17 protein-coding genes are annotated in these 17,201 nt (G+C 67.3%); 7 read left to right on the top strand and 10 right to left on the bottom strand.

Translation table 11 applies throughout. The annotated features are described in order from the left end of the window. Positions 1-46: 46 nt before the first annotated feature. From FOZ70_RS20670 to uxuA, 4 genes are all read right to left on the bottom strand, one after another. Positions 47-442 carry a hypothetical protein gene (locus tag FOZ70_RS20670; protein ID WP_027791795.1) on the bottom strand — a complete coding sequence of 132 codons (396 nt, stop codon included), beginning with the start codon at positions 440-442 and terminating at the stop codon, positions 47-49. Between the two features lie 91 nt (positions 443-533). Beyond that, positions 534-1,967, bottom strand: coding sequence for a PLP-dependent aminotransferase family protein (locus tag FOZ70_RS20665; RefSeq protein WP_059707279.1), 1,434 nt, complete (start codon positions 1,965-1,967; stop codon positions 534-536). 129 nt (positions 1,968-2,096) lie between these two features. Beyond that, positions 2,097-3,407 (bottom strand): MFS transporter, encoded by a 1,311-nt coding sequence (locus FOZ70_RS20660; RefSeq protein WP_027791793.1) that lies wholly within the window; start codon positions 3,405-3,407, stop codon positions 2,097-2,099. 71 nt (positions 3,408-3,478) lie between these two features. Further along, positions 3,479-4,543: a mannonate dehydratase gene (uxuA, locus tag FOZ70_RS20655; RefSeq protein ID WP_185735585.1), complete on the bottom strand. Its 1,065-nt coding sequence runs from the start codon at positions 4,541-4,543 to the stop codon at positions 3,479-3,481. A 266-nt stretch (positions 4,544-4,809) separates the two neighbouring features. Between uxuA and FOZ70_RS20650 the strand changes: the two genes are divergently transcribed. From FOZ70_RS20650 to FOZ70_RS20640, 3 genes are all read left to right on the top strand, one after another. Continuing rightward, a complete protein-coding gene (locus FOZ70_RS20650) occupies positions 4,810-5,532 on the top strand; it encodes an FCD domain-containing protein (RefSeq protein WP_042977492.1) in 723 nt (240 codons plus the stop codon). 159 nt (positions 5,533-5,691) lie between these two features. Next, positions 5,692-6,822: an extracellular solute-binding protein gene (locus FOZ70_RS20645; RefSeq protein WP_060158354.1), complete on the top strand. Its 1,131-nt coding sequence runs from the start codon at positions 5,692-5,694 to the stop codon at positions 6,820-6,822. Continuing rightward, positions 6,819-8,609 (top strand): sensor domain-containing diguanylate cyclase, encoded by a 1,791-nt coding sequence (locus tag FOZ70_RS20640; RefSeq protein WP_021162932.1) that lies wholly within the window; start codon positions 6,819-6,821, stop codon positions 8,607-8,609. Before FOZ70_RS20645 ends, FOZ70_RS20640 begins: the two co-directional genes overlap by 4 nt. 100 nt (positions 8,610-8,709) lie before the next feature. Here FOZ70_RS20640 and FOZ70_RS20635 read toward each other — a convergent pair whose 3' ends face one another. The 3 genes from FOZ70_RS20635 to FOZ70_RS20625 form a co-directional block, all read right to left on the bottom strand. Next, positions 8,710-9,009, bottom strand: a complete 300-nt coding sequence (locus FOZ70_RS20635; RefSeq protein ID WP_048025041.1) for a DUF4148 domain-containing protein — start codon at positions 9,007-9,009, stop codon at positions 8,710-8,712. A gap of 282 nt (positions 9,010-9,291) precedes the next feature. Further along, positions 9,292-9,546, bottom strand: coding sequence for a hypothetical protein (locus FOZ70_RS20630; RefSeq protein ID WP_027791787.1), 255 nt, complete (start codon positions 9,544-9,546; stop codon positions 9,292-9,294). A gap of 53 nt (positions 9,547-9,599) precedes the next feature. After that, complete coding sequence (locus FOZ70_RS20625; protein WP_059854044.1) at positions 9,600-10,925, bottom strand: D-serine ammonia-lyase; 1,326 nt, start codon at positions 10,923-10,925, stop codon at positions 9,600-9,602. Between the two features lie 109 nt (positions 10,926-11,034). Here FOZ70_RS20625 and FOZ70_RS20620 point away from each other — a divergent pair, with 109 nt between their 5' ends. Continuing rightward, entirely contained in the window at positions 11,035-11,985 is a 951-nt protein-coding gene (locus tag FOZ70_RS20620; protein ID WP_219706611.1) for a LysR substrate-binding domain-containing protein, read from the top strand. 369 nt (positions 11,986-12,354) lie between these two features. Here the strand turns inward: FOZ70_RS20620 and FOZ70_RS20615 are convergent, their stop codons facing one another. Next, positions 12,355-13,203, bottom strand: a complete 849-nt coding sequence (locus tag FOZ70_RS20615; protein WP_059487978.1) for a sulfite exporter TauE/SafE family protein — start codon at positions 13,201-13,203, stop codon at positions 12,355-12,357. A gap of 318 nt (positions 13,204-13,521) precedes the next feature. Between FOZ70_RS20615 and FOZ70_RS20610 the strand changes: the two genes are divergently transcribed. Further along, complete coding sequence (locus FOZ70_RS20610) at positions 13,522-14,418, top strand: LysR family transcriptional regulator (protein ID WP_219706610.1); 897 nt, start codon at positions 13,522-13,524, stop codon at positions 14,416-14,418. Between the two features lie 123 nt (positions 14,419-14,541). Beyond that, positions 14,542-15,174, top strand: coding sequence for a LysE family translocator (locus FOZ70_RS20605; protein ID WP_219706609.1), 633 nt, complete (start codon positions 14,542-14,544; stop codon positions 15,172-15,174). A 72-nt stretch (positions 15,175-15,246) separates the two neighbouring features. Here FOZ70_RS20605 and yddG read toward each other — a convergent pair whose 3' ends face one another. Further along, positions 15,247-16,191, bottom strand: coding sequence for an aromatic amino acid DMT transporter YddG (gene yddG / locus FOZ70_RS20600; RefSeq protein ID WP_146107247.1), 945 nt, complete (start codon positions 16,189-16,191; stop codon positions 15,247-15,249). Further along, positions 16,175-16,414, bottom strand: coding sequence for a hypothetical protein (locus FOZ70_RS20595; RefSeq protein WP_060052426.1), 240 nt, complete (start codon positions 16,412-16,414; stop codon positions 16,175-16,177). The genes yddG and FOZ70_RS20595 overlap by 17 nt, the downstream gene beginning before the upstream one ends. Positions 16,415-16,589: 175 nt before the next feature. On the opposite strand from FOZ70_RS20595, the gene FOZ70_RS20590 reads away from it, so the two are divergent. Continuing rightward, on the top strand, positions 16,590-17,201 hold the full coding sequence (locus FOZ70_RS20590) for a C39 family peptidase (protein WP_219706608.1): 612 nt from the start codon (positions 16,590-16,592) through the stop codon (positions 17,199-17,201).

Genomic DNA, 17,201 nt, shown 5'->3' with positions numbered 1-17,201 from the left:
GCAGGCCGGCGCGGGCCGGGCATGCGTGCATGCCCGCGACGGGTGCTTACGCGTCGGCGTCGACGACGAGCGCCGGATCGAGCGCGCGGATGCGCTGGTCGATGAAGTAGCCGCCGCCTTCCTGGTAGCGCAGGAACAAACGACCGCACGCGCGGCAGCGGCTCACGGTGCAGCGGTTGTACGGGAAATGGCGCAGTGCGATCGGCGCGTCGTCCGACGCGTAGCGCGTGCCGGCCGGATGATATTCGGCGTAGGTCGGCTCAGCCTCGCCGGGCGGCGTGAGCGTGGCGACTTCGGTCAATTGCGCGTCCTGCAGCGACAGCGGCAGGGTCGTCCATCCGGCGAGCGGCGTTTTCGTGCAGGTGCACGGCTGCGTGACGTGCGCTGCTTCGGTGGCCAGTTTCAACAGCGCGTCGTGATCGAGGTAGGGCAGTTGACTCATGGGAAATCATGAAGAGGCGGCGGGATCAGCACTGTAACCCGCGCACCGGTTGCGTGCATGGTCGTGACGCAGGCGGCGCACCGTGGGCGCTTCAATCGCCCTTGCGGACCGACGGCTGCGCGACCAGCTCGCCGAGCACGCGGATCGCGCGTTCGATGTCGCGGCTCCACGGATGGCCGAAGTTCACGCGCACGCAACGTTCGAAGCCGTGCGCGGCCGAAAACAGCGGCCCCGGCGCGAAACTGATTCCGCGTGCGATCGCCTGGCGATGCAGCTCCATCGCGTCGATCGCGTCGGGAAACGCGAGCCACAGAAAATAGCCGCCTTCGGGCCGCACCCATTCGACGCCGGCCGGCAGCCAGCGCCGCAGCGCGTCGTCCATCCGGTCGAGCTGCGTGTGCAGCGCGCCGCGCAGCTTGCGCAAGTGCCGGTCGTAGCCGCCGTGCTCGAGATAGTTCGCGATGCCGGCCTGCGCGGGAATGCTGGCCGACAGCGTCGTCATCAGCTTGAGCCGCTGCACCTTCTCCGCAAACCGGCCGGCGGCGGCCCAGCCGATCCGGTAGCCGGGCGCGAGCGTCTTCGAGAACGAGCTGCAGTGCATCACGAGCCCGTGCCGATCGAACGCGCGCGCGGGCAGCGGGTAGTCGGGGCCGAAATGCAGCTCGCCGTATACGTCGTCCTCGATCAGCGGCACGTCGCGTGCGGCGAGCATTTCGACGAGCGCCCGCTTTTTTTCGGTGGACAGCGTGACGCCGGTCGGATTCTGGAAATTGGTCATGAACCAGCACGCGCGAATGTCGTGCCGGTCGAGCGCGTTCGCGAGCGCATCGAGATCGAGGCCCGTGCGCGGATCGACGGGAATCTCGACCGCGCGCAGGTCGAGCCGTTCGATCGCCTGCAGCGCCGCATAGAAGCCGGGCGCTTCGACGGCCACGACGTCGCCGGGCCGCGTGACGGCCATCAGGCACAGGTTCAGCGCTTCGAGCGCGCCGTTCGTGACGACGATCTCGTCGATGGGCTGCGAGATGCCCGTCGCGAGATAGCGCCGGGCGATCTGCTGGCGCAGCGCCTCGTTGCCGGGCGGCAGGTCGACGACCGTGCTCCACGGGCTGACGAGCCGCGTGGCCTGCGCAAGCGATTTCGCGAGGCGCGGCAACGGAAACAGTTGCGGCGACGGGAATGCGGAGCCGAGCGGCACGATGCCGGGCTGCGTGGCCGCGTCGAGGACGGAGAACACGAGGCTGCTGATGTCGACCTTGCGTGTGGCGCCGGCCCGTTTCGCGCGGCGCGTGGGCGCCGGGCCCGCCTCCGGCGTTGCGCCCGGCGCGACGTAGTAGCCCGAGCGTTCGCGCGCGCGGATCAGCCCCCACTGTTCGAGCAGGTAGTACGCGCGAAACACCGTCGACTGGCTCACGCCGTGCTGCGCGATGATCTGCCGCAGCGACGGCAGCCGCGTGCCGACGGCGAGGTTGCCGTTGCGGATGTCGTCGGCGATCGTGTGAGCGAGGGTTTCGTAGCGTTTCATCGGCGAGGGTGGTGCGCGCCGTCGCCACGCGCGGGCCGGACTGGCGCCGCGCCGGCGGGCGCGGCTCATTGTCCGATGCGCGGCCCGAAAAGGAAAGTGCACGCGTGTCGGCCACGCGTTCCTGCCGCGTCAGGCCGCGTTCGGCTCCACGTTCCGACGGTTCGCACCGCCGCGCAGCGGCGGCAGCGGCTCGACCTTGCCGACGATGAACAGGTACGACAGCGCGCCGACCACGCACAACGCACCGGCCACCGCGAGCGGCACGACGAACGAGCCCTTCGTGATCGACAGCATCACGCCCGTGAACGTCGTGATGAAGATCCCCGCGAGATTGCCCGCGAAATTCTGGATGCCGCCGAGCGACGCGACATGCGCCGGCGTCGGCGCGACTTCACCGACGAGCGTCCACACGTTGGCGCCCGCGAACGACAGGCTGGCATACGCGAGCGCGAACAGCGCAAGGCACGCCCAGACGTTCTCGACGAAGGCCGACAGCGCGATCGACGAAGACAGCAGCATCCCGAGCACGAGGCAGGTCTTGCGCGCGGCAGTCGCGCTCCAGCCGCGGCGGAACAGGCTGTCGGACACGTAGCCGCCGAGCCAGCCGCCCGGAATCGCGAGCAGCGCGGGCAGCATGCCCCACGTGCCGAGCGACGCGAGCGAGAAGCCGCGCGACTGCAGCAGGTAGCTCGGGAACCACGTGATGAAGAAGTAGATCGCGAAGTTCAGGCAGAACAGGCCGATCATCATGCCCCACACGGTGCGATAGCGGAACAGGTCGAGCCACGACACCTTCGGGCCGTCGGTTGCGGCCGCAACGGCCGGTGCGCCGCGTTGCGCGAGCAGGGCATCGACGGCGTCAGGCGCGATCGCGCGATAGCGTTCCGGGTCGCGATAGACGAACCACCACGCCAGCGCCCACACGATGCCGATGCCGCCCGTGATCACGAACGACCCGCGCCAGCCGACGATCGAGATCAACCATGCGACGAGCGGCAGCGACAGCGCGGAGCCGACGCGCGAGCCGCTGTCGAAGATGCTGCTCGCGAGCCCGCGTTCGCTGCGCGGGAACCAGTTGAACGCGACCTTCGCGAACGACGGGATCGCAGCCGCTTCGCCGACGCCGAGCATCAGCCGCACGCCGACGAGCTGCGCGAGGCCGCGCGCGGCGCCCGTCGCGACGGTGAACACCGACCACCAGCCGACCGCGAGCGCGAGGCTCACGCGCACGCCGACCTTGTCGATGAACCAGCCGGCCGGCAACTGCAGGAACGCGTAGGTCCAGAAGAACGCGCTCAGCACGAGCCCCATGCCGACCGCGTCGAGGCCGAGGTCGGCGCGGATGCTGGGCGCCGCGATCGCGAGGTTCGCGCGATCGATGAAGTTGATGACGTTGGCCAGGAAGCACATCAGGATCATGGCCCATCGGATGCGTGGCATGCGGTGTCTCCGCGCGGAATGTCGTGACGGACGGCCGGCGATCCGCTGCGCCGGCCGCCTCGATGGGCGGCTTATCGGGTGACTGGCGACGGCGTGCGGTCGAACTTCGCGAGCGCTTCCCACAGGCCGTTCAGGTAGACCGCGCCGAGCGCGCGGTCATAGAGGCCGTAACCGGGCTTGCCCGTCTCGCCCCAGATCATGCGGCCGTGGTCGGGGCGCACGTAGCCGGTGAAGCCGGTGTCGTGGTACGCCTTCACGATCGCGGCGATGTCGAGCGAGCCGCAGCTCGACAGATGCGCCGTTTCCTCGAAATCGCCGTTCGCGTCGACCTTCACGTTGCGGATGTGCGCGAAGTGGATGCGGCCCATCGCGCCGAATTCGCGCACGAGCGCCTCGACGTCGTTCTGCGGGCCCGCGCCGAGCGAGCCCGAGCACAGCGTCAGCCCGTTCGCGGGCGTGTCGACGATGCGCACGATCCGCGCGAGATCGTCGCGGTTCTTCACGATGCGCGGCAGCCCGAAGATCGGGCGCGGCGGATCGTCGGGGTGGATCGCCATCTTCACGCCGGCTTCCTCGGCGACCGGGACGATCGCCTTCAGGAAGTATTCGAGGTTCGCCCACAGCGCCGCTTCGTCGACGTCGCGATACTCGGCGAGCAGCGCCTGCAACTGTTCGGGCTGGTAGCTCGAATCCCAACCCGGCAGCGCGATGCCGTCGTCCGGATCGATCCGGTCGACCGCGTCGGTGCTGAACGCGAGGCAGGTCGAGCCGTCGTCGAGCGTCTTCGACAGCTCGGTGCGCGTCCAGTCGAAGACAGGCATGAAGTTGTAGCAGATGACGCGCACGCCGGCCGCGCCGAGGTGGCGAATCGTCTGACGGTAGTTGTCGATCAGGCGGTCGCGGCCCGGCTTGCCGAGCTTGATGTCCTCGTGCACCGGCACCGATTCGACGACTTCGAACTGCAGGCCGGCACGTTCGATCGTCGCCTTCAGCGCGTCGATCTTGTGCGCGGGCCAGACTTCGCCCACCGGTTCGTCGTAGATCGCCGACACGATATGCGTGACGCCCGGGATCTGGCGGATGTATTGCAGCGAGACCGGATCGGACTCGCCGTACCAACGGAAAGACATCTTCACTGGAGCGGCTCCTGGCTGGCGGTTGATGCATCGGACGAACGGGCGGCGGCGTGCCGGCCCGTCTCCGGTGTGCGGATTATGATTGGTATGCCAATTACGCGGGATAGTGGTTTACCAGTTGTCGGGATCGCAACCGGCGGCATGACGCTTCGGCGCGCACCCGGCGCGCCGGCCAATACGTCGAACCGGACGCTGGCCGAAATTGGTGTACCATTTTGCCGATCCGGCGCCGCGACGGCGCCGGCCAGCCTGTTGCGAGCCTTTCGATGACCGATCTTTCCAGCCAGCCAGCCAGCCGCGATACCGATGCCGCGGACCGCTCCTATATCGGCCTCGCGCGGCAGATTCACGCGATGGTGGCTGCCGGTGCGTTCGAGGCCGGCGCGCGGCTGCCGTCCGAGCGCAGCCTGGCCGACCAGTTCGGCGTGAGCCGCACGCAGGTGCGCGAGGCGATCATCGCGCTCGAGGTGCAGGGGATCGTCGAGGTGCGGATCGGTTCGGGCATCTACGTATCGGCGGCCGATGCCGCGCGGCCGGTGACGTTCGAGGTGCCGCGCGGCCCCGGGCCGATCGAGACGCTGCGCGCACGCGGGTTGATCGAGGCGGAAGTCGCCGCGCTCGCGGCGACTGAACGCAAGGATGCGGATCTCGACCGGCTGTTCTTCTCGCTGACGACGATGCGCGAACAGATGGACGACAAGGCCGCGTACGACGCGGCGGATCGCCAGTTCCACCTGCGCATCGCGGAGTCGACCGGCAACACGGTGCTGCTGCACATGGTCACCGCGATGTGGGACTGCGCGCGCAGCGATCCGCTGTGGGACAAGATCGAGGAGCACTTTCACTCGAGCGCGCTGCGCGAGGCATCGCAGGAGGATCACCAGCGGATCTTCGCGGCGATCATGGCGCGCGACGCGGCGGCTGCACGCGAGGCGATGGGCGCACACCTGTCGCGCGTGATCGCGGAATTCACGCAGGCGTGGCGCTGACGTTCGTTCCGGTCGACGGAAACGGCCCGCCGTAACGGCACCGGCATGCGGCGTCGCTGATGGCGCGCGGGCGCCGTATACGGCTTCTTCCAATTGCGCGACCGTAGGTTTTATGGTCTTGTTGCGTGATATCGCATCGACTCGAAAAAGGACAGTCGAATGCAGCGGGGCGATTCACGCGGGGTCCGATTGATCAGGGGAATCGGCGCACGTACACGCGTACGTATCGCCGTGCGCAGGCTGCTCATCATTTTGACGGCAGGCTTACTTGCCGCTGCGCTGCCGGTGCTCGCCGCCTCTCCCGAAGCCGTCAACGACAACGTGCTGCGCGTGCTCGCATGGCCCGGTTATGCGGACAGCGATGTCGTCAGCGCGTTCGAGGCGCAATTTCACGTACGCGTCGAAGTGACGTTCGTCGACTCCGACGAAGCGTTGTGGACGCGGATGCACAGCGCGGCGCCGCCGCCGTACGACGTGCTGGCCGCAAACACGGCCGAGATCCAGCGCTACGCGCACGAACGTCTGCTCGCGCCGATCGACCTGACGCGCATCCCGAACCGGCGGCGGCAGTTGCCGAACTTCCAGCAGCTCGCGACGATCGACGGGCTCGTGGAAGAGGGGGCTGCCTATGCGATCCCGTTTACGTATTCGTCGATGGGGCTGATCTACGACCGCAAGCAGGTTTCCGCCGTGCCGCGCTCGATGCGGGAGCTGTGGAATCCGCGCTACCGCGGCAAGGTGCTCGACTTCAACAGCGCGCAGCACAATTTTTCGTTCACGGCGCTGGCGCTCGGCTATCCCGATCCGTTCCGCCTGTCGCCCGCGCAGACGCTCGCCGTCGCGCACAAGCTGATCGACCTGCGCCGCAACCTGCTGACGTACTACACGCTTCCTGAAGAGGCGACCGCGCTGTTCGTCCAGCATCGCGCGGCGCTGATGTTCGGCAATTACGGCACGCAGCAGGTGGAACTGCTGCGGCGCGCCGGCGCGGACGTCGGCTACGTGATCCCGGACGAAGGTGCGCTCGCGTGGCTCGACTGCTGGGCCGTCACGCGCGGCGCGCAGCATCCCGAGCTCGCGTTCGCATGGATCAATTACATGCTCGAACCGGCTATCGGTGCGCTGCTGACCGAACGCCAGGGCCTCGCGAACACGTTCGCGCCGCCGCCGGGCCTCGACACCGGGCACCAGCATCTCGTCTGGCTCCAGCCCGTCGAGGACATCGCGCGGCGCGAATCGCTGTGGAGCCGCATCGTGTCGGGCGACCGTCCGGAGCGGTTCGGAAAATGATCCGGCTCGGGCTCACATCGAAACTGTCGGTGCTGTTCGCATGCATCGGCGTGATCGCGTCCGGCACGACCGGCTATTACGCGTATCGCGCGAACCGCGCGATGCTCGTGCAGGAGGCACAGCACAGCCTGCTGATGTCGACGCAACTGCTCGGGCAACGCTTCACCACCGCGCTGTCCGACGTCGCGGACGATGCGCTCGTGCTCGCGCAGATGCCGTCGTGCGCGCTGGTCTCGGGCGGCGACAACCGGGATGGCGCGGCACGCGCGCGGCTCGAGCAGGTGTTCTACAGCTTCATGAGGAATCACCCGGAATACCTGCAGGTTCGCCTGATCGCGCGCGGGGATTTCGGGCTCGAACGCATTCGCGTCGATCGCGATGCGCACGGCATCGTCGTGCTGCCGGACAGCGCGTTCCAGGAGAAAGGACAGTTTTCCTACGTATTCGATACGCTCGCGACGGCACCGGGTCATATCTACCTGTCGCCGATCGTGATCAACCACGAGACGGGAACGCACGCGGCCGAGGGGCTGCCGATCCTGCGCGTGGGCACGCCGGTCGTCGATGGGTCGGGCCAGACGGTCGGCGCACTCGTCGTCGATGTCGAGCTGTCGCGCGTGTTCGACCGGCTCGAGCGCGATCTGCCGGAAGACTACGCGGTGTATCTCGCGAACGAGTGGGGCGATTTCCTCGTGCACCCCGATCCGTCGCAGACGTTCGGCTTCGATCGCGGGCGGCGCGTGCTGATGCAGGACCGCTTCGCCGTCACGCGCGCGCTGTTCGACAGCGCCCGCACGAACGTTACCCTCAACGGCCTGACCGATCCCGCCGATGCGCCGGGGCAGATGTTCGCGTTCGCGCGCACGCCGTTCGGGCACGACGAGGGCAACCGCTTCGTCGTGCTCGGGATGGGGCGTCCGCTGGCCGACGTGCTGGTGCCGGCCGGCGTGCTCGGCGAGCGGATCATCCGGATGGTGCTCGTGTCGAGCCTGATGGCGGTCATTCTCGCGATCCTGTTCGCGCGCGCGATCACGCGGCCGCTGCAGACGCTCGCGCGCGCGGCGACGCACGTGTTCGACGATCCGGCCACCGAGCAACTGCCGGTCGGGCGTGCCGACGAGATCGGCGTGCTCGCGCGTTGTTTCGACAGCATGCGCGTCGAGATCCGCACGCAGGTCGCGATGCTGCGCGCGAAGCAGCGGGAGCTCACGCACCTCGCCGGCCACGATGCGCTGACCGCGCTGCCGAACCGCCTGCTGTTCATGGAGCAGCTCGATGCCGCGATCCGGCGGGCGGCCGCGATGCATGAGGGGCTGGCCGTGATGTTCGTCGATCTCGACCGCTTCAAGCAGATCAACGACCAGCACGGGCACTCGGCCGGCGACCGCGCGCTCGTCGCGGTCGCCAAGCGGTTGAGCCTCGTGCTGCGCGGCGGCGACATGGTCGCGCGGCTCGGCGGCGACGAGTTCATCGTGCTGATTGCGGACGTGCGCTCACCGGCGGTGATCGGCGACGTCGCGTCGCGCATCCAGCTCGTGATGGCTGAAGAACTGGAGTTCGGTGATCGGCGCATGGCCGTCGGCGCGAGCATCGGCGTCAGCGAGTTTCCGGCCGACGGCGCGTCCGCCGAGGAACTGCTCGTCAAGGCCGACGCGGCGATGTACGCGGCGAAGGCGTCTGCGCAATGCGCATACGTGCGCTACCAGGAGCTGGTCGGCAGCGGGCGTGCCGCCGGCGGCGGGGCGGACGAAGCGGCCGGCCGCGTCGCGTCGGGCGGAAGCCGGTGACGGCCGGCCGCACGATACGTGCGATGCAAACGCAACGAGCCCGTCGCGGGACGGGCTCGTTGATGGTGCGGGCTGCGCGCGAAGGCGCGCGGCGGCAGGCTTAGTGGCCGAAGTAGACCGAGTCGCGCGGGTTCTGCACCTTGACGGCCGGTGCGCCGCCCTGGACGGTCGCGGCCGGTTGCGCACCGTAGCCGCTGTTGTCGGCGCCGCGCACGCGGGCTTGCGCGGCTTCGATGTCGGCCGGGTAGTGCGGGCTCGCCTGGCTCGGCTTGTAGCCGGCTTGTTCGAGCTGAACCAGTTCGTTCTTCACTTGCGCGCGGGTGACGGTGCTTTGGGCGAATGCGCCGAACGAAGCGGACAGGGCGACAGCGGCAACGACTGCGGAAACGAGCGATTTCATGATGACCTCCGATGTTTATTGGCTTTCCGCGTTCGACACCATGTCGTAAGCGGTTGATTACATCGTAGGCGCCGGTCGACCTAGGGTAAACGTGAGTTTTGGTGAAAGATCGTTGTCGCTGGAGTAATAATTCCGGGATATACGCGTTCCGTCCCTATTCGATGTTGCCGGATTTGCAAGGGAGCGGAGCGAATGCGCGCCACGCGGACGGCGTACGCGGACAGGTGCCGGGCCGCGAAGGCGCGGGTGGAGAGGCGGCGGAAGGGTTGCGTTGCCGACGGGTCAGACGTCGTCGTCGATTTCCTTGCGTTCCCGGCGTTCCTCGTTGCCGCGGCGCGCGCGCAGGCGCTGGCGCGACAGCACGGCGATCACCTGCTGGGTCGGCGCGCCGGACGGCAGTTCGTTGCGGATGCGATCGGGCACCATGGGCAGGCCCGCGCGCTGCCGGCGCAGCGCCTTGGCGATTGCCCGGCGGCATTCGTCACCGTGGCAATCCCATTCATCGCGGATTCTCTGGCAATAACGGCATTGTTCCATCCGGACAGTCTAACGCGTCTTCGGGAACGGGGCTGGACGCGGGCCCGAACGCGTCACGCGCCGGGTGCGGCATCGGCGAGCGCTTTCGCATGCGACTGGAAGCGGCGATGTTCTTCCGGCGGCACGAGCGAGCCGCCCGTCGCCCAGATGACGTGCGTCGCTTGGCGCAGGTCGATCGCATGGCGATGCACGTAGTCCTTTCCGGCCGGAGAGTGCGCCAGCCAGCCGGGGCCGCCGACGGCAGCGGCGGCCGACGGCTCGAGTTCCACGCCCGTCGCGCGCCGGACCGCGAGCAACTGCGCGTAAAGCTGCGCGTCGCTGACGGTGAAGACGCCCGACAGCTGGGACGCCATCAGCGGGCTGACGAGGTGCGACGCCTGCGCGACTGCCAGGCCATCGGCCTCGGTCCGGTTGTCGAGCCCCGCGTCGTAGACGGAGACGGGCTTCCCGGGGCCGGCGGCCAGCTGGACCAGCATGCACGGCGAAGCGACGGGTTCCGCGAAAAAGCAATGCACGTGCTCGCCGAACAGCGCCTTGAGGCCATAGGCGATCCCGCCCGGCGCGCCGCCTACGCCGCACGGGACATGGACGAAGAGCGGATGCGCCGCATCCACGACGCGGCCCGCCCCGGCGAGCTGCGCGGCGAGATGCCGGGCACTGGCCGCGTAGCCGAGGAACAGCATCAGCGAGCCTTCGTCGTCGACGAAGTGGCTGCGCGGCTGATGGCGTGCCTGCGCGCGTCCCGCCGCGACGGCTTGCGCGTAGTCGCCGTCATGTTCGATCACGCGAACGCCGCGTGCTCTCAGGCGCGCCTTCTTCCACGGCTTCGCGTCGGTCGACATGTGGACGACCGACTCGAACCCCAGCGCGGCGGCCATCACGCCGATGCTCAGGCCGAGATTGCCGGTGCTGCCCACGATGACGGTGTGCGCGGCAAACAGTTCGCGTGCGGCGGTCGATGCGAGGAGCCGACGGTCGCCCGCGGGTTCGAGCAGGCCGTGTTCGATCGCGATCGACTCCGCGAGCGCGAGCACTTCATGAAAGCCGCCGCGCGCCTTGATCGAGCCGGCGACCGGCAGTGCGTCGTCGCGCTTGATGAACCACGCGCCGTGTTCGTCTGCCGGGAGCGACAGGCTGCGCTGCAGGCTGTCTGCCGGCATCAGCGGCGATTCGATTTTTCCCGCGCTCGCCGCGAGTTCGGGAAACAGCTCGGCCATCAGCGGTTCGCAGCGCGCCAGCCGCGCTTCGGCCATCGCAATGGCGTCGATCGCCGGTGCGTCGTGCGGCAGCGGGCTGCCGGCGTGGGGGTTCAGCCACAGCAGCGGGTGGCGTGATTGCAGCTTGGCTAATAGGTCGGAAGGCTGGAGCGTGAAGGTCATGGATCGGTCTTGCGTCCGAAGAACGGGGAATCAGGCTTGAATGCTACGATTCGAACCGGTTGCGCAAAAGCGCCGATTTCTAATGAATGCATTAGCCTGACTTATAACGATGCGACTCGATGGTTCGATCCTTGGTGCGTTGCTGTGCTTTGAAACAGCCGGCCGGTTGCTGAGCTTCACGAAAACGGCACAGGCGTTCAACCTGACGCAAAGCGCCGTGAGCCAGCAGATCCGGAACCTGGAGGACCGGCTGGGTTACCCGCTGTTCGTGCGTCAGGCGCGCGGGCTGAAGTTGACCGAGAAGGGCGCGACCCTGCTCGGAACGATGTCGAGCGCGTTCGGCGACATCCATCGCACGCTTCAGGCGCTCGACATGCCGGACGCGCCGCTGCAGGTGAGCTGTCTGCCGTCGCTCGCGCTGCAATGGCTGATGCCGCGCCTGTCCGAATTTCACCGGCTGCAACCGGACGTGCCGGTTCGCGTGAAGGCCGAGTTTCAGCTGCTGGATCGTCAGGCCATGGAGACCGACGACATCGACGTGGCGGTGCGCTACGACCCGGTGCAATACGGGCGCCTGCATGCCGAGGCCATCCTCGACGAAATCCTGTTTCCGGTCGCCACGCCCGCGTATCTGGCGCAGCATCCGTCCTTTGCCGGCGGGGAGTCGCTGGACGGCGTCGTCCTGCTGCACGACGCGGCTCCGTGGAGCGGCGCACCCGAGTTCGTGGAGTGGCGGACGTGGCTGGAGGCGGTTCGTCCCGCGTGGATGGCGCATCTTGACGGCCCGCAGTTCAATTTCTCCAGCCTGGCAATCACGGCTGCGCTGAACCATCAGGGCGTCGCGATGGGGCGCGCCGCGCTGGTACACGACGAGATCGCGAGCGGACGGCTCGTGGATGTATTCGGCAGGCACGTGCGTGCGCCGGCGCGCTACATGCTGTTGTCACGCAATCCCGACGATCCGCGCACCACGGTTTTTTCGGACTGGCTCAAGGCCGAGTGCGCACGCTTCGATGCGGCTCGGTCACGCCTGCTTTCGAACGGAAGCCGGCACGGGTAGCCGAAGCTGCCGGATGGCTGGGTCGGAGTGCGAAGTAGTTGAGAAACGAGTGCCGCCGCACACTACGATTTCCCGTCCGTCTCCATACGGAATGCTTGCGCACGGACGCGGCTGGCGAGCGTTACTTGAGTTGCCAGATACCCCAGATGGCGATCAACAGGCCAAGGCCGAATCCGCAGCCGAGCAACACGTAGGTTTCCATTGCAGGTCTCTGAAAGCGTGGCAGCGCCGATGCGGACATCGGCGTGCGAGCAGGACAGTCGGTGACGTATCGTTCGCATCGTCGGGCGCGGCGATACGCCGGGTCCGCGAATACTACGCTCGGCAGCTTTCAGAACGCATGCGGGATCGATGGCAATCCGCCGCCCGTCATTGCTTGACCGCGTGCGTGTTGTCCAGCTGCGTAACGTGCGATCCGCCGTGCCGGAACACGCCCGATTTCCAGATCATCTGCGATGCCGCGACGAGCACGAAGAGCAGCACGACCATCCTGAAGCTGCGGGGCGACATCTTGTCCCGCAGCGGGCGGACGAGCCACATGCCGGCAATGGCCGGCAGGCTGGCCGCCGCCGAGATCGCGAGGTCGGCGGCGCTCGCGTGCGCGGCGCCGCTGAACGTCGTGAGCAGCGTGACGATCGACACCACGAGGATGATCGCGATCTGCTTCGTGAAGGCGCGCCCGGTCGCGCCGGACGAAATCAGGTAGGTGGCGAGCAGCGGGCCGGGAACCGACGCGATGCTTTCCATCAGCGCGGCGCCGAAGCCGAGTGCGAAGCCGACGGGCTTCTGCCATGCGGGAGGCAGGTTGAGCTTCGGCGCCGCGAGCATCAGCGTCGCGGCGACGATCAGCAGTGCGCCGGACGCCGCCTGCGCATGACCCGGATTGAGCGAGAGCAGGATCGCGACACCGACGATATTGCCGATCACGGTGCCCGCGATCGGCGCGGCGATCTTGCGTGCCGTCGCCAGCACCTGGCCGCCTTCCAGCGCCTGCGGAATGTTGCCGAGGATGATCGGCATCGACAGCAGCAGCACCGCATGCCGGATCGGCAGGAACTGGCTGAGTATCGGCATCGCGATCAACGGCACACCGATGCCCGTGATCCCCTTGGCCATGCCGCCCAGCAGCAGCGCGACGGCGATGCCGGCCAGATCGAACGCGCCGAGCCCCTGCAGGCTGGAAACCAGCACACCTTCAGTCAGATTGAAATGCATCATGGATTGGCTTGTCGCGGCATATCCGGCAGCGAGCGCTGTCGAAGGAGCCCGTTGCGGCGCGTGCGTATTGCACGCATGTGTTCTGGATCGGCTTGACCGGGCGTCGATTGCACGGCGCCGCACCGTTGCGCGGCCGGGTGCGCAGGCAATCGACGCGCGGTTCGAGGATGCATCTTACCCGAGCGTTGCGGAGGGCATTCGGCGCGAGGCGCGGCATGCCGCCGGTATCGTCGGCGCGATCATGTACGAGGTTCAATATAATTCATGACCATGTGTCGCCTCATGCGCGATATGCATTCACTGGAACAAGGAGACCCGATGACGCTTGCGCAGTTGCAGGCCCTGGCGGCCGTGGTCGAACTCGGCTCGCTCACGGCCGCGGCCGACCGGCTGAGCCGCAGTCAATCCGCGATCAGTCATGCGCTGACCGAGCTGGAAGACATCACGGAGGTCAAGCTGCTCTGGCGCGACCGGCAGCCGGTCGTCCTGACGGCGGCGGGCGAGCGCCTGTGGCCGTACATCCAGAACGTGGTGCGCGAAGCGCAGTTGCTGCGCCAGCAGTTCAGCGTGTCGCGCGGCAAGCTCGAAGGGAAGCTGGTGGTCGCGTCGCTGCCGAGCGTGTCGCTGGCGTTCGTCGTGCCTGCGCTCGAGGCGTTGAAGGAGATGCACCAGGGCGTGTCGGCGGTGCTGCTCGAAGGCACGGACAGCGAAGTCGAAGGGTGGATCGAGGACGGTACCGCCGACGTCGGCGTGGTGGCCGGCACGAAGACCTTCGCGCACACGCTGCCGCTGCTCGACGAGGACTTCGTCGCGGTGGCGGCGGATGGCATGTTCACGGGCCGCAAGAGCGTGTCGGCGAAGCAGTTGTCCGCGGCCCCGTTCATTTTCTCGAAGGCCGGATGCGGGCCGGTGATCGCGGATTACTTCGCGCGCAGCGGCACGCCGCTTCGCGCCGCGTTCAACGTGGTCGAGATGCGCACCATCCTGTCGATGGCGGAGGCCGGCATGGGCGTGTCGATCGTTCCGCGCATCACGCTCACGTACACGCCGTTCGGTGGCCGCGTGCTGGCGCTTTCGCCGCGGCTGCATCGTTCCGTCCGGCTGTCGTGGAACACGTCCGGCAATGCGATCGCCGATGCGTTCGTGCGGCTCGTCGACGCGCAACGCGCGAAGACGGCGAAGGCGATTCACGCGCGCGCGAAAAGGAGCCGGTGACGAACGGCCGGTGCGATGAAAAGCGCTCATGGGCGGCTTGCAGTTTATTCATGCCGGTGGTGGTCGAGATGCAATACATTGATCGAACTCGCCCCTGACCGCTTTGCCCCGAAGGAGATTGCCGTGCCGGCCTTGCCCACCTTGCTTGCATTCGGACTCGTGTCGCTCGGCATGGTGCTGACACCCGGGCCGAACATGATCTACCTGGTGTCGCGCTCGATCTGCCAGGGCCGCCGTGCCGGGCTGGTGTCGCTCGGCGGTGTCGCGCTGGGGTTCGTCTTCTACATGGTGTGCGCGGCGCTGGGCATCACCGCGCTGGTGTTGGCCGTGCCGTATGCGTACGACGTGTTGCGCTTTGCCGGTGCGCTTTATCTGGCGTACCTGGCGTGGCAGGCGCTGAAGCCGGGCGGCCGCTCGGCGTTCCAGGTCAGGCAACTGCCGCACGATAGCCGCGCCAGGCTTTTCACGATGGGCTTCGTCACGAACCTCGCGAATCCGAAGATCGCGGTGATGTATCTGTCGCTGCTGCCGCAGTTCATTTTGCCGGGGCACGGCAGCGTGCTCGCGCAATCGCTGGCGCTCGGCAGCGTGCAGATCGCTGTGAGCGTCAGCGTGAACGCGCTGATTGCCTGCATGGCCGGCGCCATCGCGGGTTTTCTGGCGGGGCGGCCGGTCTGGGCGTCGGTTCAGCGCTGGTTGATGGGCACCGTGCTGGCGGGACTCGCCGTGCGTATCGCACTGGAGCCGCGCAGCTGACGCGAGTGGCCGACGGATTGCGGGATAGCAGGATGCTTCCGAGTTGCATCGTGACGAACGCACCCGGTATCGTCAGCGCTGGCAGTTGCCCTGCGCTTCGTTGCCGGCCTGCACGGGCGCGGCTTTTGCGTTGCGCCGGCCGCGCGTCGCGAGCCAGCACAGGATCGACCCGCCGCATACCATCGATGCGCCTTGCCAGAATTCGATCGACAGCGGTGCATGCAGCAATGTCGCGGCGAGCATGGCGGCGAGCACCGGGGTGAAATACGATGCGCCGACGATGATTGTCACGTTGCCGTGCATGATGCCGGTGTTCCAGGCCGCATAGCCGAACCCCAGCGCCGATGCGGCCAGCACGATGTAGATGGCCGCCTGCAGGCTGAACGTCATGCCGCCGCCGCCTTCGATCGCGAACTTGATCCAGAGCGCCAGCGCAACCAGCATGAAGAACGGCGTGACGCCGTTCTTGCCGTCGGCGATGCGCGCCGTCACCGTGCAATAGCCGGCCCAGATCAGCGCGCCGAAGAACGCGAGGCCGTAGCTCAGCGGATTGTCCGTGACGTTGTGCAGCATGCCGGCCGGATCGAGCCCCTGGTCGCCGCCGAGCACCCGGCAGATCCCGAGCATCGACAGCAGGACGCCGGGCACGACCAGCAGGTTGGCGCGCTGCTTGTTGAACACGATTGCCGCGACCAGCGTGAAGCTCGGCCACAGATAGTTGACCATCGCGACTTCGATCGCCTGCCGGCCGTTGCTGGCATAGCCGATCGACAGCGACAGGCACACCTCGTACGAGACGAACAGCAGCCCGCCCCAGAGCAGATAGTTTTTCGGGAACCGGCTCAGGTCGGGGAACCCGATCGAGAACAGCAGAAGCACGGATGCCACCGTATAGATCATCGCGGCGCCACCGGTCGCGCCGAGGCTTTCGCTGACTCCACGAACGAGAGCGACCACGGAGGCCCACAACAACACCGCGCCGAGCCCGGCGAGCGTTGCCTTATTCTTGCGCTTCATGCGTCCTGCCTGTTTCAACATTCAAATTCGCTATCGGATGATTCGGTTCCGCCTGCGCAGGGCCCACGGGTACGTCGATCCGGACGGTCTCGATCCCGGTGTGCCGGCCGCGCACCGGGATCGACATGTCACGGCCGCCGACCCCGGACGCCTCGTCGCTGTCGAACGGCGTCGTCCCGTCGTCTTCGCCGAAGCAGTTGACGGTCGCGAACGTCTCGCTCATGGCGGAGTACGAGGCGCGCAGTCTACCGCGTGTCGTCGCGCAATGGCTTGTGATGGGCGTACAACACGTCACCGTGCGCCATCGCGGTATAGTCGCGCAGCAGATTCGCATCGAGCCGTTGGTCAGGTTTTCGTTGCAGCCAGTCGCCGGTATCGCGCTTTCAGGGAGGGAAGCCATGAAGGAAGTGCCGTATTTCTCGCAGTGGGAATCGATGCACCTGGTTTCGCGGTTCGTGTCCCGCGAATTGCGCGCGGAGGACGACCCGTTGTGGCATCGCTCCGGCGCCAGCACGCCGGAGGAATACGCGCAGTGGAGCCCGAACATCTGCGGTATCGCGTGCCTGAAGATGTTGCTCGCATACCGTTTGAACACGATCGTGCCGCTGCTCGAACTGGTACGCGAGGCCGTCGGGTTCGGCGTCTACCGGCCCGAACTCGGCGACACCGGCAAGCGCCTGCATTACCGGCCCTTCGTGCACTGGGTGCGCGAGCGCTACGGGATCGATGGCGATGTGGTGGAAGGAGTCGATTCGGCCGCGCTCGAATCGAAGCTGCATGACGGGCACATGCTGATGGCGTCGGTGCATCCCGGCATCCGGCACGACGGCTTCGAGCCGCCGTCGCGCGGCGGGCACCTGGTGCTCGTGTTCGGCGCGAATCGCGACACCGGTGACTGGCTGTTCCACAACCCGTCCGGGTTCGACGTGCGCACGCAGCGGAACGTGGCGATGCCGCGCGCCACGTTCGACCGGTATTTCGCGAACCGCGGCATCCTGATTGCCCCATGA

The organism is Burkholderia sp. COPS (assembly GCF_019425585.1).
Lineage (GTDB): Bacteria > Pseudomonadota > Gammaproteobacteria > Burkholderiales > Burkholderiaceae > Burkholderia > Burkholderia cepacia.
The sequence above is the reverse complement of the archived record's forward strand: the minus strand, read 5'-3'. Positions and strand labels throughout refer to the sequence as shown.

Excerpts from the sequence above, each read along its gene's own strand:
- yddG (WP_146107247.1), bottom strand. The coding sequence starts at position 16,191 with ATGAAGCGCAAGAATAAGGCAACGCTCGCCGGGCTCGGCGCGGTGTTG.
- FOZ70_RS20595 (WP_060052426.1), bottom strand. The coding sequence starts at position 16,414 with ATGAGCGAGACGTTCGCGACCGTCAACTGCTTCGGCGAAGACGACGGG.
- FOZ70_RS20615 (WP_059487978.1), bottom strand. The coding sequence starts at position 13,203 with ATGATGCATTTCAATCTGACTGAAGGTGTGCTGGTTTCCAGCCTGCAG.
- FOZ70_RS20650 (WP_042977492.1), top strand. The coding sequence starts at position 4,810 with ATGACCGATCTTTCCAGCCAGCCAGCCAGCCGCGATACCGATGCCGCG.
- FOZ70_RS20660 (WP_027791793.1), bottom strand. The coding sequence starts at position 3,407 with ATGCCACGCATCCGATGGGCCATGATCCTGATGTGCTTCCTGGCCAAC.
- FOZ70_RS20630 (WP_027791787.1), bottom strand. The coding sequence starts at position 9,546 with ATGGAACAATGCCGTTATTGCCAGAGAATCCGCGATGAATGGGATTGC.
- FOZ70_RS20640 (WP_021162932.1), top strand. The coding sequence starts at position 6,819 with ATGATCCGGCTCGGGCTCACATCGAAACTGTCGGTGCTGTTCGCATGC.
- FOZ70_RS20635 (WP_048025041.1), bottom strand. The coding sequence starts at position 9,009 with ATGAAATCGCTCGTTTCCGCAGTCGTTGCCGCTGTCGCCCTGTCCGCT.
- FOZ70_RS20645 (WP_060158354.1), top strand. The coding sequence starts at position 5,692 with ATGCAGCGGGGCGATTCACGCGGGGTCCGATTGATCAGGGGAATCGGC.
- FOZ70_RS20610 (WP_219706610.1), top strand. The coding sequence starts at position 13,522 with ATGACGCTTGCGCAGTTGCAGGCCCTGGCGGCCGTGGTCGAACTCGGC.
- FOZ70_RS20625 (WP_059854044.1), bottom strand. The coding sequence starts at position 10,925 with ATGACCTTCACGCTCCAGCCTTCCGACCTATTAGCCAAGCTGCAATCA.
- FOZ70_RS20590 (WP_219706608.1), top strand. The coding sequence starts at position 16,590 with ATGAAGGAAGTGCCGTATTTCTCGCAGTGGGAATCGATGCACCTGGTT.
- FOZ70_RS20620 (WP_219706611.1), top strand. The coding sequence starts at position 11,035 with ATGCGACTCGATGGTTCGATCCTTGGTGCGTTGCTGTGCTTTGAAACA.
- FOZ70_RS20670 (WP_027791795.1), bottom strand. The coding sequence starts at position 442 with ATGAGTCAACTGCCCTACCTCGATCACGACGCGCTGTTGAAACTGGCC.
- FOZ70_RS20665 (WP_059707279.1), bottom strand. The coding sequence starts at position 1,967 with ATGAAACGCTACGAAACCCTCGCTCACACGATCGCCGACGACATCCGC.